At 41.2% G+C, this 14171-nt stretch carries 17 protein-coding genes and 2 riboswitches; of the genes, 3 read left to right on the forward strand and 14 right to left on the reverse strand.

The window, feature by feature from the left end:
• Position 1: 1 nt before the first annotated feature.
• The 4 genes from DET59_RS04595 to DET59_RS04610 all read right to left on the reverse strand — a co-directional run bounded on the left by DET59_RS04595 (position 2) and on the right by DET59_RS04610 (position 2155).
• Entirely contained in the window at positions 2-748 is a 747-nt protein-coding gene (locus DET59_RS04595; RefSeq protein ID WP_113968419.1) for an SDR family NAD(P)-dependent oxidoreductase, read from the reverse strand.
• A gap of 153 nt (positions 749-901) precedes the next feature.
• A complete protein-coding gene (locus DET59_RS04600) occupies positions 902-1081 on the reverse strand; it encodes an aspartyl-phosphate phosphatase Spo0E family protein (protein ID WP_258549566.1) in 180 nt (59 codons plus the stop codon).
• 107 nt (positions 1082-1188) lie between these two features.
• Positions 1189-1779: a cell wall hydrolase gene (locus tag DET59_RS04605; protein WP_113968420.1), complete on the reverse strand. Its 591-nt coding sequence runs from the start codon at positions 1777-1779 to the stop codon at positions 1189-1191.
• 181 nt (positions 1780-1960) lie between these two features.
• Positions 1961-2155, reverse strand: coding sequence for a hypothetical protein (locus tag DET59_RS04610; RefSeq protein WP_113968421.1), 195 nt, complete (start codon positions 2153-2155; stop codon positions 1961-1963).
• A gap of 165 nt (positions 2156-2320) precedes the next feature.
• On the opposite strand from DET59_RS04610, the gene DET59_RS04615 reads away from it, so the two are divergent.
• Both DET59_RS04615 and DET59_RS04620 read left to right on the forward strand, forming a co-directional pair.
• Complete coding sequence (locus DET59_RS04615) at positions 2321-2500, forward strand: YkvS family protein (protein ID WP_113968422.1); 180 nt, start codon at positions 2321-2323, stop codon at positions 2498-2500.
• A 130-nt stretch (positions 2501-2630) separates the two neighbouring features.
• Positions 2631-4016 carry a DUF2254 domain-containing protein gene (locus tag DET59_RS04620; protein WP_113968423.1) on the forward strand — a complete coding sequence of 462 codons (1386 nt, stop codon included), beginning with the start codon at positions 2631-2633 and terminating at the stop codon, positions 4014-4016.
• A 43-nt stretch (positions 4017-4059) separates the two neighbouring features.
• Here DET59_RS04620 and DET59_RS21850 read toward each other — a convergent pair whose 3' ends face one another.
• The 10 genes from DET59_RS21850 to DET59_RS04665 all read right to left on the reverse strand — a co-directional run bounded on the left by DET59_RS21850 (position 4060) and on the right by DET59_RS04665 (position 12948).
• Positions 4060-4179, reverse strand: a complete 120-nt coding sequence (locus tag DET59_RS21850) for a DUF6254 family protein (protein ID WP_220154054.1) — start codon at positions 4177-4179, stop codon at positions 4060-4062.
• A 72-nt stretch (positions 4180-4251) separates the two neighbouring features.
• Positions 4252-5283 (reverse strand): YkvI family membrane protein, encoded by a 1032-nt coding sequence (locus DET59_RS04625; protein ID WP_113968424.1) that lies wholly within the window; start codon positions 5281-5283, stop codon positions 4252-4254.
• A gap of 156 nt (positions 5284-5439) precedes the next feature.
• On the reverse strand, positions 5440-7134 hold the full coding sequence (locus DET59_RS04630; protein ID WP_113968425.1) for a M3 family oligoendopeptidase: 1695 nt from the start codon (positions 7132-7134) through the stop codon (positions 5440-5442).
• A 181-nt stretch (positions 7135-7315) separates the two neighbouring features.
• Positions 7316-7774: a MarR family winged helix-turn-helix transcriptional regulator gene (locus DET59_RS04635; RefSeq protein ID WP_397540913.1), complete on the reverse strand. Its 459-nt coding sequence runs from the start codon at positions 7772-7774 to the stop codon at positions 7316-7318.
• A gap of 235 nt (positions 7775-8009) precedes the next feature.
• Entirely contained in the window at positions 8010-8255 is a 246-nt protein-coding gene (locus DET59_RS04640; RefSeq protein WP_258549567.1) for an aspartyl-phosphate phosphatase Spo0E family protein, read from the reverse strand.
• Positions 8256-8468: 213 nt separating this feature from the next.
• Positions 8469-8981, reverse strand: a complete 513-nt coding sequence (locus DET59_RS04645) for a 1,2-dihydroxy-3-keto-5-methylthiopentene dioxygenase (protein WP_113968427.1) — start codon at positions 8979-8981, stop codon at positions 8469-8471.
• Complete coding sequence (locus DET59_RS04650) at positions 8978-9625, reverse strand: methylthioribulose 1-phosphate dehydratase (RefSeq protein WP_113968428.1); 648 nt, start codon at positions 9623-9625, stop codon at positions 8978-8980. Before DET59_RS04650 ends, DET59_RS04645 begins: the two co-directional genes overlap by 4 nt.
• On the reverse strand, positions 9622-10284 hold the full coding sequence (locus tag DET59_RS04655; RefSeq protein ID WP_113968429.1) for a 2-hydroxy-3-keto-5-methylthiopentenyl-1-phosphate phosphatase: 663 nt from the start codon (positions 10282-10284) through the stop codon (positions 9622-9624). The genes DET59_RS04650 and DET59_RS04655 overlap by 4 nt, the downstream gene beginning before the upstream one ends.
• A complete protein-coding gene (locus tag DET59_RS04660) occupies positions 10284-11498 on the reverse strand; it encodes a 2,3-diketo-5-methylthiopentyl-1-phosphate enolase (protein WP_113968430.1) in 1215 nt (404 codons plus the stop codon). Before DET59_RS04660 ends, DET59_RS04655 begins: the two co-directional genes overlap by 1 nt.
• A 112-nt stretch (positions 11499-11610) precedes the next feature.
• A riboswitch (SAM riboswitch) is annotated at positions 11611-11713 on the reverse strand.
• Between the two features lie 50 nt (positions 11714-11763).
• Positions 11764-12948: a pyridoxal phosphate-dependent aminotransferase gene (locus DET59_RS04665; RefSeq protein ID WP_113968431.1), complete on the reverse strand. Its 1185-nt coding sequence runs from the start codon at positions 12946-12948 to the stop codon at positions 11764-11766.
• Between the two features lie 122 nt (positions 12949-13070).
• On the opposite strand from DET59_RS04665, the gene DET59_RS04670 reads away from it, so the two are divergent.
• A complete protein-coding gene (locus DET59_RS04670) occupies positions 13071-13853 on the forward strand; it encodes a carbon-nitrogen family hydrolase (protein WP_113968432.1) in 783 nt (260 codons plus the stop codon).
• Between the two features lie 102 nt (positions 13854-13955).
• Positions 13956-14112, forward strand: a riboswitch (SAM riboswitch).
• Positions 14113-14171: the final 59 nt, after the last annotated feature.

Genomic DNA, 14171 nt, shown 5'->3' on the forward strand with positions numbered 1-14171 from the left:
GTTAATGCTCATAGATCATCTTCCTTGTCATTCCACCATCCACCACTAAGTTTTCCCCAGTAATGAAATCATTATCAGGATGAGCAAGAAATAAGCATGCCCTTGCTATGTCTTCGGGTTTTCCGACTCTGCCAGAAGGATGCTGGTCATGGTCCTTGTCCCGTAATGATTCATAATCTTCGGTTTGAATCCAGCCGGGACTAATTGAATTCACCCGGATTCCAAACTCACTCAGTGTAATGGCCATTGAACGAGTCAAACTCACAATGCCCCCTTTTGTTGCAGAGTAGGCTTCCGTATCCGGTTCTGACATTGAAGCTCTGGTAGAGGCCATATTAATGATGCAACCTCCTCGGTTCTTCATTAACGCGGCCCCCTCTCTACTGCAATAGAAGACACTGCTTAAGTTTGACGAAAGAATGCTGTCCCAGTCCTCGGGATCCATCTCCCAAAAGGACATGAACTTCGAAACACCTGCATTGTTAATAAGTACGTCCACCACGCCATGATCTTCTTTTATCTTTGAAAAGACATTTTTCACTTGTTGATAGACTCCTACATTCACCTTATGAAACCGTGTTGAATAACCTTTAGAATTAAGCTGCAGCGACAATTCCTCCCCGTTATCCCCATCCATGTCCATAAATTCAACAGCTGCGCCTCGCTTCGCAAATTCTTCAACCAGCGTTTTACCGATCCCATTCGCTCCACCTGTTATGCAGACAATTTTATCATTCAACCTTGTCATCTCCCTCTATCTTCAATTATTTTCATTTACGATTCACCCATCATTCTTCCTAACAAGCATACCCTTTCCCCATGGCCCTCAACCCTCTCTCAGACATATAGAAAAGGATTAACCTGTGAAAATGCCGGGGCATTACAAGGTTAATCCTTTTATTTATTGTACTATCTTATTTTTTGTAGGTTTATTACGATCATTACGCTGATGAATATTGATTAAGGCATCCAGCTCTTTGCTAAGTTGAATGGTGGCTGGACTGTTAAGCCCAAAACGTACGCCTGATTGTATCATCTTCCATCTTACCGTTTCAATTCGAGCCACAATGGTCCCATTCATCAACATCACCTCTTTTTCTTTCCTCTATTTTACTATTAATTCCACGTAGAGAAAAGAAAAAAGTATCCGAACGCTATTTTGATATTGAGTGAAATCCTGCGTAATGATTATTTTGCGAAGCGGTGTTTTCCAATGGTTAGCAATGTGTCTCTATTGGTAATCCAATCGCTTGTAGATGTTACTGGATTATAGAAGAAGAGAGAACCTTGTCCCTGGCCTCTGAAAGCCAAAGCCTCTTGAACAGCGTCTCTCGCTTCCTGAGAAGGCGCTTTGTTGATTTCCCCGTTTTGAACAGGTGAAAAGGCATAATGACCGTTTGCTACCTGGTAGATTACTTCTTTAATAGAGTTAGGGAATTCAGTGGAATCCACTCGGTTTAAAACAACGGTTGCAACAGCCACTTTACCTGCATATGGTTCTCCTTTAGCTTCTGCATGAACCAGTTTTGCCAGTAACTCGCGATCTTCAACCGTTACTTCATTTTCCGGTATCGCTAACGTTTGACCTGGATGAATTTCATTCGCTTTCAAGTCGTTCTCTTTTTTGAGTTGAAGGACAGATACAGATTTCTCCTTACCTATATCCCAAAGTGACTCACCATTTTCTACAGTGTGTACTCCTTTAGCTGCAATAGTTTGAGTAGAGAATGAAACAATCGAAAGTGCTGCAATCCCTACTAGTAAGCTTTTCTTAATCATATTTCTACCTCCTAATTAGCGCTCCCCACTAAGATAACAACGAATAAACAGGATTTCATCAGGTAATGGTTACCACCTTCCGTTTTTTGTAGCCCGGCAAGGCATTCTAAAAAACCATAGTGCTTCATATATTGGAAATGAACAAAAAAAAAAAAACGGAGGATCTAAATCCCCGCTTCTTCTAACTTCTTGGTGTATCTAAATAGTGATAAAGAATATTACCGCCATGCTGAGCCACTCCACGGAACTGTTTAAAATCCTCTTGTTTAACGAGTACAGATCGAAAGGGAAGAAAGTCTTCTTTCATCACTCTTATTTCTTCAATCTCTTTTGTGCGCAATAAATTTAATTGTTCAAGAATTTCTGTTTCACTCATAACCAAACCTCCATCCTGAATGTCTCTATTGTAGGTTTAAAAGGGTGTAAAACTCAAGAATAATTTTTTTGATGAAATTTTTAGAAAACTCTTTACCTTTCCTGGAGTTTACGTCAGAATATTAGTAATCGTTTGTAGAATTTTGGCAAAAAGGGGCGACCTCTCATGAAAAAAGCAGAAATTGGAAATGTGATTGAATTTAGAAAAGGTTTAAAAGGTATTGTAGAGAAAGTAAATGAAAACTCGGTTATCGTTGATCTGACGTACATGAAAAATTATCGGGACCTTGAACTGGAAGAAAAAACAGTTGTTAATCATAAAAACTATAAAATAGTTGAAGCATAGTACAATCATCTAAAAGGTGGAGAATAAAACTCCACCTTTTTAAATTGAGCTCTTAAACAAGAGAAAGGTTTACGGAAATGTCTTTAAGGATACTCTTATAGCATACTGTTTCGTAAGGTGGACCCCCGTCATGAATTTAAATATTCACATTGTTAACAAAGCCAGGAAAAGCTTTTGGTTTGTACCCTTTTTATTTTCACTCATCTCATTAGCACTTGCTCTCATCACCTTCTATTTTGATTGGTGGTTGAGTCAGCATGAGTATCCTTTGTTCCCTAAGGTACTGTTTTCCAATTTTGATTTATCCATGACTATCATCAGTACGATTGCGTCTTCGATCATGACCATGACGACGATTACCTTTTCAACGATTATGGTCGTATTAACCACTTTCTTGTCCCAATATTCACCCAGGACCCTGCAGAACTTCATTAATGACCGTCCCACACAACGGGTTCTAGCCATTTTTGTTTCGGGTGTGGTCTACTGCATCACGTTGTTGATTCTCCTTCAGGACGAGTCCGGACAAAAATTATATATTTCTTCTGCCTTTGCCGGTATAGTGGCGATTATTTGTTTATTTGTTTTCGTCTACTTTGTTCATCATGTTTCCAATTGGGTGAAGGTAAGTAATTTAATACATAATATAACAATCAAAACCAATCAAAAAATCGATAATAGTTATTTATATAGAAAGAATGCCATCAATGAACAGCCTTCAACCTTTAATGAGGCGCTCTTTGACGAGACGGAGCCCATTTTGGTGTATAGTGAGCAATCGGGTTACTTACAACAGATCAATATTGAAGGGATGATCAATAAAGCTGCCAAGGATGAAGCAGTCATCCGCATGGTGAAAACACCCGGTGAATACTTACTTGAAGGAACCCCCGTCATGACCGCCTGGACGACGAATAAAGAGATTGATGTAGAAGACTACTTGGAATTTCTCGTACTCGGGCCTGATAAAGAGCCCATGGAAGACATTGAACTTGGGATAAGAAAGCTGGTTGAAATAGCCCTGAGAGCCATTTCTCCCGCCATCAATGATCCGAATACGGCCAAAAACTGTATAGAAGAGATCGGGATCATTCTATCGAAGCTGGCTAAACACAAGCTTCCAAGCTCTTATTTATCGGATGAAGAAAACAATGTGCGAATCATATTGGAGCAGCCGACCTTTGGCGATTTTCTATACAAGAGTTTTTACCAGTTAAGGCATTACGGCAAGCAGGACATATCCATTATTGCAGAAATCCTCTCTTCACTGAGAATGATAGGGGAAAACAATAGCGAAGAAACGAAGCGCATGGTCTGGAGGTTTAAAGACTATATTCTCGAAGGAATCGACTATGACAGCCTTCAAAACCTCGACATGCAGTATATTATGAGACATCTGGATGAATTAGCTGCAGCTTGCAGACAAACGAATTGGGATAAGGATGAAGTTCGGAATAAATATTTCCCCGAACAATATAAGACAGGCGACTCTTACCATCATCAGAAAGAAGAGTAATTGGAGCCAAGAAAAAACGGATGCCCGAGACATCCGTTTTTTCTTATTCTTTTCCTTTTTTTCCTTCTGAAAGCTCCTTGAAGGATGATACTTTGCCATGGGGGTGCTGTTCCTGTTTTCTTACATTCCACTGTCTTTCTTTTTCGTGTTTTGATTGCGTCATGTTCACCACTCCTTTTTCATTAGTCTCTATTAACATGAGCAGCAGACCCGCATTTTACTCTCTCCTCCATGATTATTTATTGGGTTTCATCCAAAGAAGAATGATGAATAATAAGCTCATATAACCAAAAAGCGGGTACAGATAGGACAGAAGTTCACTGTATTCAAAAAAGCTTAACGAATAGATCACGAGGAAGATACCCGTAAAGGTCATTAGGGAAGAACCCTTCCAATAATTCGTTAATTGTTTCTCCAGACCAAATACCCCCCCGATCACTGAAGTGAAGATTTCCCCATAAATGATGATGATATAAATCATATAAAAGCCGGCAACAAAGGATTTCATCACCACGGCCATGGGAATTTGGTATTGTGTCACATTCGGGATCATGACTAAGGTAATATGACTGGAAATGAGAATCAGTGTAAGGAAGAAACCGCCAAGATATCCTCCGTACTTAATGGTATCCCGGTCCTTCACTTCTCCGGCAACGGGAACCAGAACAGCCTGAGCCATGGCCAGATTAAAGGCCACGTATGAAAATGGAGCTACCACAGATTTCCATCCATCCTCCGCATGCGGTATCATAAGAAATGCGTCTAAAAATGCTGCGTTTCGAACTGAATAAACCATCAAAAAGAGATTAAAGACAATCATAAGAGGAACAACGAACGTATTGACTGCAAAAAGCCCTTTGATTCCGACCATCATTGTGATGAAGCCGAGTCCGATCGTCAACAGTATCCCTACTTGCTTAGGTAACAAGAGCTGCTCTTGAAAAACAGCCCCGGCTCCTGAAAGCATAACCGCAGAAACCCCGATCAGCATGATCATCATGACGATATTCATGATCTTAGAAAACCATTTTCCAAAAAGATATTCGTTAAACTCTTCAAAGGACTTCGCTTTAATATCATGGGACTTCAACATAATCTTCGTTCCCATTGTAATAAATAAGTAACCGCTCAATAAAATCGCAATAAACCCGACAAAGCCAAATCGGGTGAAAAACTCTACAATTTCCCTGCCGGTGGCAAACCCGGCTCCTATCACAGTACCTACATAAACAGCAGCTATTTGAAACGAACCAGCTAATTTTTTCATCCCATCACCTCTGACGACCTTCTACTTCACCTTATGTACAAGCAGGGAAAATCAGAAGCAAAAAACATAATTCTTCCGGAATCCAATGAATTCTGTATGTAGGAGAGTACCTGCTAAAAAGGGCAGACGCAACGTATGCGACTGCCCTTTTTTAGTTTATAGTGATTGATCATCTATTCCATTCAGCCATTGTCTGATCGGTTCAATGACTTTTTCAACTGTCCCTTCCTGGAATGGAGAATCCAGTTTGGCTGCTTCTACAAGCCCGGTGAATGAAAAGCTCCCTCCCAGTTTACAAAGGGCAACATAGTCACCCCACGCTTCCTCACGATTAAGATTCATCTTCTTCCAGAATTGGAATGCACAAATTTGAGCCAATGTGTAATCGATATAATAGAATGGAGAATTATAAATATGGGATTGGCGCTGCCAGAATCCCCCATTTTCCAAGTACGAAATATGGTCGTAGTCCTTATGGGGAAGGTATTCCTTTTCAATTTTTCTCCAGGCGGAATTCCGTTCAGACGGGGAAGCTTCAGGGTTCTCATACACAAAATGCTGGAACTCATCAACTGCCACCCCGTAAGGAAGGAATTCTAGTGCTTCACTTAAATGTGAAAATTGATACTTGTCTGTATCCTCTTCGAAGAAATAATTCATCCATGGCCACGTGAAGAACTCCATGCTCATGGAATGAATTTCACACGCTTCATACGTGGGCCAAATATATTCAGGGATTTCGAATCCTCTGCTGGAGTAAACCTGGAACGCATGACCTGCTTCATGAGTCAATACATCAATATCCCCTGAGGTCCCATTGAAATTCGAAAAGATGTAAGGAGACTCATGGTTTGCAATATACGTGCAGTAGCCGCCTCCAGCCTTTCCTTTCTTCGCTTCCAGATCCATGAGATCATGCTCAATCATGAAATCAAAGAATTCCTTTGTTTCCTGTGAAAGCTCTTCGTACATCTTTTTGCCATTATCTATGATCCACTGAGGACTTCCCTTAGGAACCGCGTTTCCGGAAGTAAACTTAAAGCCTTCGTCATAAAATTTCATGGATTCTATCCCAATGCGCTTTCCTTGTCTCTCTTTAAGCTCTGTAGCCAGAGGAACGATATGCTTCTTCACTTGATCGCGGAAAACCTTTACCATATCAGGCGTATAATCCGTCCTTGTCATGCGATAGTATCCTAGTTCAACAAAGTTCTTATACCCTAATGTAGTAGCAATCTTGTGACGCAGCTTGACTAACTCATCAAACAGACGATCCAATTCTTCTTGATTCTCTTCAAAGAAAGCAACGGTTGCTTGAGCGGCCTCTCTTCTTGTATCCCGATTTACAGATTGTGTGAAAGGGCCCATCTGAGCCAATGTCCTTTCTTCCCCCTCAAAGGGAATCTTTGCAGACGCCATCAGCTTTGTATATTGGGAAGATAACTTATTTTCCTTCTGCAGTAGAGTCACGATGTCAGGCGAAAAAGTCTTCATTTCACTTTCTGCCAGAGCGAATAACTGCTTTCCCCACTTTTCTTCTAATTCTTTACGATAGGGAGAGTTTACGAGTTCCTGGTAATATTCCGTCACCATTCCGTGAACCTCAGGCATCATTTCATCTATATAATCTTGCTCTTTTTTGTAAAACTCATCATTGGTATCGATAGAATGCCGGATATAGCATATATTTTGCATCGTATCGATGTTCAGACGTATATCATTCAGTTCCTTCATGACATCCACCTGCTCCTGTACATTGGACGCAGACTTGAATTTCCCAAGTAATTGTTGGAAAACAGGTTTAACCTCTTCTAAATTAGGCCTTTCATATGTAAACTGCTCAAACTTCATTCCATTACCTCCTCATAAAGTAATCCCGACTATAGTTATTCGACTTTTGATAGAAATTCTCCTGTTTATTGTCATATCGAATTTCAAGAAATAGAAATATTGGAACCGACGTGAAAGGGACGTGCCTTTAAGACAAAATAAAAGCCCCCTCTAAAGAGAGAGGGGGCACAGGAAGTTCGACTCAATAAGACAAGTCTTTAATCGATAATCCTAATTTCTTCAACATTTCTATCGCTTCTTTTTTCTCATCAGGAGATAGAGCTGACATCAGTTCATGAATTCGATTTTCGTGATTGGGGAATATCTCATCAATTAACTTTCTGCCGCTTTCTGTTATTCGGGCATAGGTAACCCGACGGTCCTTTGGACAAGCATTCCGCTTTAGGTAGCCTTTTTGTTCAAGTTTATCCACTACATACGTAATGCTGCCGGAGGCTAATAGAATCTTTCCGCCAATTTGTTGCAAAGGCTGATCTCCCTTATGATAAAGAAGCTCTAGAACGGCAAATTCAGTAGGGTTTAAACCGTTCTCCTGGATGTTTTTATTTATCTCTTCATTTAAGGCTTTGAAAGCTCTTGACAGGACAATGAAAAGTTTTAATGATTGTTTTGTGTCTGGAGTTTCGTTCATTCCATTCATTCCTTTTAAATAAATATCTCAGTTTCAAAATATTATACAGATAATCCCTATCATTGTCAAACAGGAATCACTGCTCAAAAGTTAATAAACGAAGGGCGTTACGCATATAGCGAACCGCCCTTCGTTTACTGAGATAACGACAAATTAAATTGATTGTCTTGGTTTAAATGTGGATATTGTTGGAGATTGTCTCTTGTAAACCTTGAATGGTGAGGGAAAACCTTGGTGAGTAGTCTCAAGAAGCAGTTCGTTTTAATAAGCCCTTAATGTATTGCCCAAATTCGTTTGATGTTTCTTGGAGGGTTATTGACACTACTTTATTTGTACACTTTTCATAGTCGTTCAAAAGCTGATCTAATTGCTGACTGCATTTGATCGTCTCCGCTGCACATAATCCTAAACTCTCCCCCAACCCAATCATTTCTGAACGTTTCTGATTAATTCTCATTAATAACCACTTCTGTTTTAGTAGACGACCCATTTCTTATAAACTCCTTTTTGCTCCTAGTCTTTATTAAGTAAAATCGTTACTTGAGAATTATCGCAAGTATTATCAGAAAAGTAAATAGATTCGCAAAACAAGACAAAATATCTAGAAATGTATCTTAATTAGACATTTTCCGCCAAATATCTCTTCTACTAAAAACAAAAGGATAGACAATGGTTTCCACCTTTCGCCTACCCAAAAGTTATATTAATAGATTGGTACCCAGCCTTCCTGTGTGACGAAAATACGGACGGCAACTACTTGCTTGTCTTCACTCAATGTAAAATAATGGCGGATGTTTTCAGGGACTGAAATTAAGTCACCCGGGTTTAGATGCACTTCAAAGAAATCACCATCGCTTCCTTGAATAACAAATACACCATGTCCGTTTACAATAAAACGGACTTCATCATCTGTGTGATGATGCTCCTGTTGGAAATTCCTTAAAAGCTCTTCAAGATTAGGTGTTCGCTCGGAAAGGGAAATCACATCCCAGGCCTGATATCCTCTTCGCTCTGAAATATCTTCTATTTCCTCTTTAAAAACAGAGAGAATTTCCACTTTATCATCTTCGGCTAAATCGTATCGGTCCCTTAGTCCTTCGTCCAGCTTTTCGATATTCCAATGCTCATAAATGACTCCTTGTTCACTTAAATACTTCACTACCTCTTCCTGATTATCAATGACCTGATTTTTCCCCTGAATTTTGATTGTCGTCATAATCTTACTCCCCCTTTAGTAATGGATCCCGCGTTCGTTATAGATAAAAGAGTGAGTTGATATTGAAACATAAACTCACAAGCTTCTAATAGTTTCTTCGCTTCAAAACCGGTTCTTCCCCATACTGTAATCCCGTGGTTGCGAATGAGCACTGCCCCTTTGTCTGCTTTAATAAAGGACCGAAACTCATCGGCAAGCGACGGGATATGCGCATGATTACGGATGATTGGAATGGACAAAGAATCGTCTTCCTCCCATTTATCCCACGCTTTAATTAATTCTTGGTTTCTGAATGTGACGACACCTTCATCCCCATACAGTTCACTGATCACATTATTCGCCACGGTATGGACATGTAAGCTGCATCCTGCTGAGCTTTCTGTAAAAACATGACTGTGCAGCAATGTTTCTGCTGATGGTCGTGCAGGAGTATCCTGGATGGCCTCACCACGTGCATTTACGAGCAGGAAATCTTCTTCGGTTTGCTTCCTTTTATCCTTTCCACTTGCCGTAACCAGGAAAGTGGCAGGGGAAGAACTCACTCGGATCGCAAGGTTCCCGCTCGTTCCCATAAACCAATCCCTCGCTGCCAATTCCCTTTTAATATCAGCGAGTTCTTCCCATTGAGATTGATAGGAATTCATATTTTCACTCCTTTTTCAATGACGTCCATACAATCGTGGAAGGATTCAAACGGATGATAGGGTATTCCTTTTTCTTCACATGTATGTGCCAAATAGTCTCTGGCGATCACAGTGTCTCCAAGCTTCGCCATTTCGATATCTGTAACAGAATCCCCTATCACAATGACCTCTGTACCTTTTGTTAAAGACAGCATCCTCAAGATGGAAGGCTTGCAGCATCCACATCCTTTACTTTCACAGTGATCATCGCAAGGATGTGGCCAATGAATCTCTATGGTTGAGTCGTTAAATTTTGCTTCATTACAATAAATCCCATTAAAGGGCCCATAATCTTTTAGTAAAGGATGAACAAAGAAGTCGATTCCACCGCTCACGATATACAAAGGGATTTCATGTTCTTTTGTATACTCTACAAACTCCTTAAACCCTTTACGTATGATTGCTGTGTCTAATAGATACTGAATCATTTCCTCTTTCTGTGATGAAGGAATAAGTGAAAATAGCTTGCTTACCCCTTCTTTAATGGACAACGTCTGATTTAAGATGTCGTCTTTGATAGGTTCCCATTCTGGAGGGGCAAAGGATTTCATCAACGAGATGATATTGTCGGTTTCTGTAATCGTTCCATCAAAATCACAAAAAATGATCGGACTCGTCACTATACCTTTACCTCCTCTCCCCATAGAGATAGTGCTTTACGAAGCTCACCATGTGAATCTGCAGCATCTGTGAGAGTCTCTCCCCTTAAAACTGCCTCAATTGCTTGAACGAATGCCTTTCCCCCTCCAATTGCCCCATCTGGATGTCCATGGATGCCACCCCCTGCATTAATGACACAGTCTACACCAAAATCCTTCACCAAATGCGGTACAAGGGCAGGATGAATGCCTGCTGACGGTACCGGCAATGCTCTTCTTAGATGATCATCATCCTTCGTTAACTCATGGCTGAGGGACAGGACTTGGTTCTTATCTAATGCGACACTTCCATATGGAGATGGAAATAAAGAGAAATCAGCTCCGGCCATGCGTAGGAATTTCCCTAACCATAAAGAATAGCTCACACCATATGCAGGAGATGAAGCAACAGCACCTGCAAATGCAGGGTGGGCCATAATCGGCAACCTGATCTCAGGGTCCTCCCTCAATTCCTGGAGAACATCCAGGCCGTAAGAAAACACATTGAATAAAAGGGCTTGGGCTCCAAGCTCACGTGCTTTTCTTGCTTTATCACGTAATTCTGAAGTCCTTCCTGTCAGGTTTACAGCATACAATGTATTCTTACCTGTCTCTTCATACAGCTCGTGTAACACTTTTTTCCCTATACTGATCCTCTCAGTGAAAGGTGTCAGTGAATTATCAAAGAGAATCTCATCGTCTTTTACTAGGTCAACTCCCCCAAGAGCCTGTGCCCTTAATTGAGTTTCAAGGTAGGTAAGATCCCTGCCGATTACGCCTTTAAAGATGCTCATTAACAGGGGTCTATCTTGTACTCCCGTCAGCTCCCTTATTCCCTCAATTCCAAACCGTGGTCCAGGATAGGCTTTTTTCAATTCACTGGAAAACTCTATATCTACTAATTTCACTTCACCATCCAGGGAAAGCTTGCCGAATACCGTCGTAAGGATGGCCGGAATATCATTGGAATAATTATGACCAGGATAGCCAATCTGCACTTCACCCCGGGAGCCACCTTCCTCTTCCCACTCCTTCACGGAAACGACTCTCCCCTTGTACTTCCGCAATTGATCCTGTTCCAGGAGAGGTAAGTCCGTCCATGAACCGACCGTCAATCCCAGGGCGATCCCTTCTGCCTTTTTCTCGAATGAACCACTATTTCCCTTTAGTTCATATGTAGCTATCACTTCACTCATTATTGCCCTGCCTCCTTTTAAAAATGCTATTTTTTGCCGCAAGTTGATTTCATAAGCCCGGGCAAACAAAAAAACCTCTTCCAAATAAGAAGAGGTTTGATAAAGTCACTCTTTCTTATCTGTCAGCATTATTGCTGCAAGAATTAGCACCGTGCTTGAATAAGTCGGTTGCCGGGCTTCATTGGGCTGGTCCCTCCGCCTGCTCTTGATAAGAATTTCATTATTCATTATTTCAGTTGGATTATTGCACCAATTTCAACTTCTGTCAATCCCTTTTATGGAATAATTCTAAATTTTCTATACGCGAAATCGCTTCTTTTATCCGTTCGTTTGTGGTTAATAGTCCTACACGTACATACCCTTCTCCGAATTCTCCAAAGCCTACACCCGGGGCTACAGCGACTTTGATTTTTTCAAGTAAATAAGTAGAGAACTCTACAGAGCTGAATCCATCAGGTACTTTTAACCAGGCGAAGAAGGAACCTTGTGGAGCTTTTACATCCCACCCTATATCCTGAAGTCCAGAGATTAATAGTTTTCTCCTTTCTTCGTATGTTGAAACCAGTGCATCTACACATTCCTGGGAACTTAAAAGGGCAGTGGTAGCCGCTTCTTGAATAGCACCGAACAGACTTACATATAAGTGATCTTGCAGAAGGTTGATCGCTTCTATGACACTTTTATTCCCTACTGCAAACCCCACTCTCCAGCCAGCCATATTATACGTTTTCGATAAGGTATAAATCTCAATCCCCACATCCTTTGCTCCATCCGTTTCCAAGAAGCTTATGGGCTTATTTCCATCAAACCCGATAGCTCCATAGGCAAAATCATGTACGACACATATATCATGCTGATTGGCAAGAGTGACTGTTTCTTCAAAGAATGATTGTGTGGCGATCGCTCCAGTAGGGTTATTAGGGTAGTTCAGAAACATTAGCTTCGCATGTTCCAGCTCATTACGGGAGTGTTCACGATAATCCGGCAGGAATCCATTCTCCTCTCGTAGTGGCATTTTAATCATACGGGCTTCTGCCAATGCCACCCCTGATAAATAATCGGGATAACCGGGATCGGGCACCAATACCCCATCACCAGGATTCAATAAACATTGAGGGATTTCAACTAACCCGGCTTTTCCTCCGAACAGAACGGCTACCTCTGTTTCCGGGTCTAATTCCACACCATATTCACGCAGGTAGAAAGCCGCAATCGCCTCCTTAAAGGACGATAACCCTCGAAATGGAGGATACTTATGATTGGACGGGGAAGCTGCCGCTTCTGTCAGTTTCTCCACAATATGTGGAGGAGTCGGTTGATCCGGATTTCCCTGGCCCAAATTAATGACATCATGTCCCTCTTGGACCGCAGCATTCACTGTTTTTGCGAGGGATGCGAAAAATTGTTCAGGTAATAAATCTAATCGTTTTGCCTTACCAAAGGTTTTCATACACTCACCCACTACATTTTTTTGAAAATTAATTACTTTCAAATTCTAGTCACAAATGATATAACGGGAAATAAAGAATGTAAAGGAATAAATTCCAAAAAGTCATTAATGAGGTGAAAGAAATGATTCAAAAGATAGGTCTTGCTCAGATGGATATTGTGTTCGGACACCCAGAAGAAAACAAGAAAAAAGTAGAGAAATGGGTGAAAAAAGCAAGTGATGACGGCTGTGATACGGTTGTGCTCCCTGAGCTGTGGACGACTGGATATGACCTTACAAGAATGGATGAAATCGCTGATGAAGGAGCAAAGGATTCAGCCTCCTTCCTGTCTGCCCTGTCAAAGAAATATTCCATTCACATTGTAGGGGGTTCTGTTGCACAGAAAACGCAGGATGGGGTGTCCAACACCCTTTTAGTTACGAATTCAAAAGGCGAGTTGGTGAAAAAGTATTCGAAACTTCACTTGTTTAAGCTGATGGATGAACATCATTATTTATTTCCTGGGCATGAAGATGGCATCTTCACCCTTCAAGACACAGAGATGGCGGGATTGATTTGTTACGACATCCGTTTCCCCGAATGGTTCAGAAAACAAGTTCTGCTAGGTGCCAAGGTTGTTTATGTCGTAGCAGAGTGGCCGGCAGCACGAATTGATCACTGGCAGACCCTCTTAAGGGCAAGAGCGATTGAAAATCAATGCTTCGTGATCGCCTGCAACCGGGTGGGAAGCGACCCGAACAATGAATTCGGGGGTTGCTCCCTCATTATCGATCCCTGGGGAGAAATTCTTTCAAAGGGATCACAAATGGAAGAATTGGTTTCAGCTGAAATCAATTTACAGGAAGTAGATCGAGTCCGAAAACAGATTCCGATATTCCAGGATCGAAGACCGGATTTTTATTAGAAAGGTTATTTTTTCAAAAAAACGTTGACAGGGAAAATACTTCGATGGTACTATTCAAATCAAATGAAACATTCTGAAAGTTTAATTAAATAGTTTACGCAACTCTTATCAAGAGCTGGCTGAGGGATTTGGCCCTATGAAGCCCAGCAACCGACCATAATTCCGTTGTAAAACGGGGCGCAGCATGCGCCGGATTGATTGATCCAGTAAGGCACGGTGCTAATTCCAACAGAAAGATAGTCTTTCTGAGAGATAAGAGGCGACGAAGATACCTTCTTCAAGCCTCTTTCGAACATGGAAAGAGGCTTTTCTTATGCC

Source organism: Rossellomorea aquimaris, assembly GCF_003315075.1.
Lineage (GTDB): Bacteria > Bacillota > Bacilli > Bacillales > Bacillaceae_B > Rossellomorea > Rossellomorea aquimaris_C.

What these genes read in the sequence shown, in the direction of transcription:
- DET59_RS04595 (WP_113968419.1), bottom strand. Translation starts at nt 748, where the DNA reads ATGACAAGGTTGAATGATAAAATTGTCTGCATAACAGGTGGAGCGAAT.
- DET59_RS04600 (WP_258549566.1), bottom strand. Translation starts at nt 1,081, where the DNA reads ATGAATGGGACCATTGTGGCTCGAATTGAAACGGTAAGATGGAAGATG.
- DET59_RS04605 (WP_113968420.1), bottom strand. Translation starts at nt 1,779, where the DNA reads ATGATTAAGAAAAGCTTACTAGTAGGGATTGCAGCACTTTCGATTGTT.
- DET59_RS04610 (WP_113968421.1), bottom strand. Translation starts at nt 2,155, where the DNA reads ATGAGTGAAACAGAAATTCTTGAACAATTAAATTTATTGCGCACAAAA.
- DET59_RS04615 (WP_113968422.1), top strand. Translation starts at nt 2,321, where the DNA reads ATGAAAAAAGCAGAAATTGGAAATGTGATTGAATTTAGAAAAGGTTTA.
- DET59_RS04620 (WP_113968423.1), top strand. Translation starts at nt 2,631, where the DNA reads ATGAATTTAAATATTCACATTGTTAACAAAGCCAGGAAAAGCTTTTGG.
- DET59_RS21850 (WP_220154054.1), bottom strand. Translation starts at nt 4,179, where the DNA reads ATGACGCAATCAAAACACGAAAAAGAAAGACAGTGGAATGTAAGAAAA.
- DET59_RS04625 (WP_113968424.1), bottom strand. Translation starts at nt 5,283, where the DNA reads ATGAAAAAATTAGCTGGTTCGTTTCAAATAGCTGCTGTTTATGTAGGT.
- DET59_RS04630 (WP_113968425.1), bottom strand. Translation starts at nt 7,134, where the DNA reads ATGAAGTTTGAGCAGTTTACATATGAAAGGCCTAATTTAGAAGAGGTT.
- DET59_RS04635 (WP_397540913.1), bottom strand. Translation starts at nt 7,774, where the DNA reads ATGAATGGAATGAACGAAACTCCAGACACAAAACAATCATTAAAACTT.
- DET59_RS04640 (WP_258549567.1), bottom strand. Translation starts at nt 8,255, where the DNA reads ATGGGTCGTCTACTAAAACAGAAGTGGTTATTAATGAGAATTAATCAG.
- DET59_RS04645 (WP_113968427.1), bottom strand. Translation starts at nt 8,981, where the DNA reads ATGACGACAATCAAAATTCAGGGGAAAAATCAGGTCATTGATAATCAG.
- DET59_RS04650 (WP_113968428.1), bottom strand. Translation starts at nt 9,625, where the DNA reads ATGAATTCCTATCAATCTCAATGGGAAGAACTCGCTGATATTAAAAGG.
- DET59_RS04660 (WP_113968430.1), bottom strand. Translation starts at nt 11,498, where the DNA reads ATGAGTGAAGTGATAGCTACATATGAACTAAAGGGAAATAGTGGTTCA.
- DET59_RS04665 (WP_113968431.1), bottom strand. Translation starts at nt 12,948, where the DNA reads ATGAAAACCTTTGGTAAGGCAAAACGATTAGATTTATTACCTGAACAA.
- DET59_RS04670 (WP_113968432.1), top strand. Translation starts at nt 13,071, where the DNA reads ATGATTCAAAAGATAGGTCTTGCTCAGATGGATATTGTGTTCGGACAC.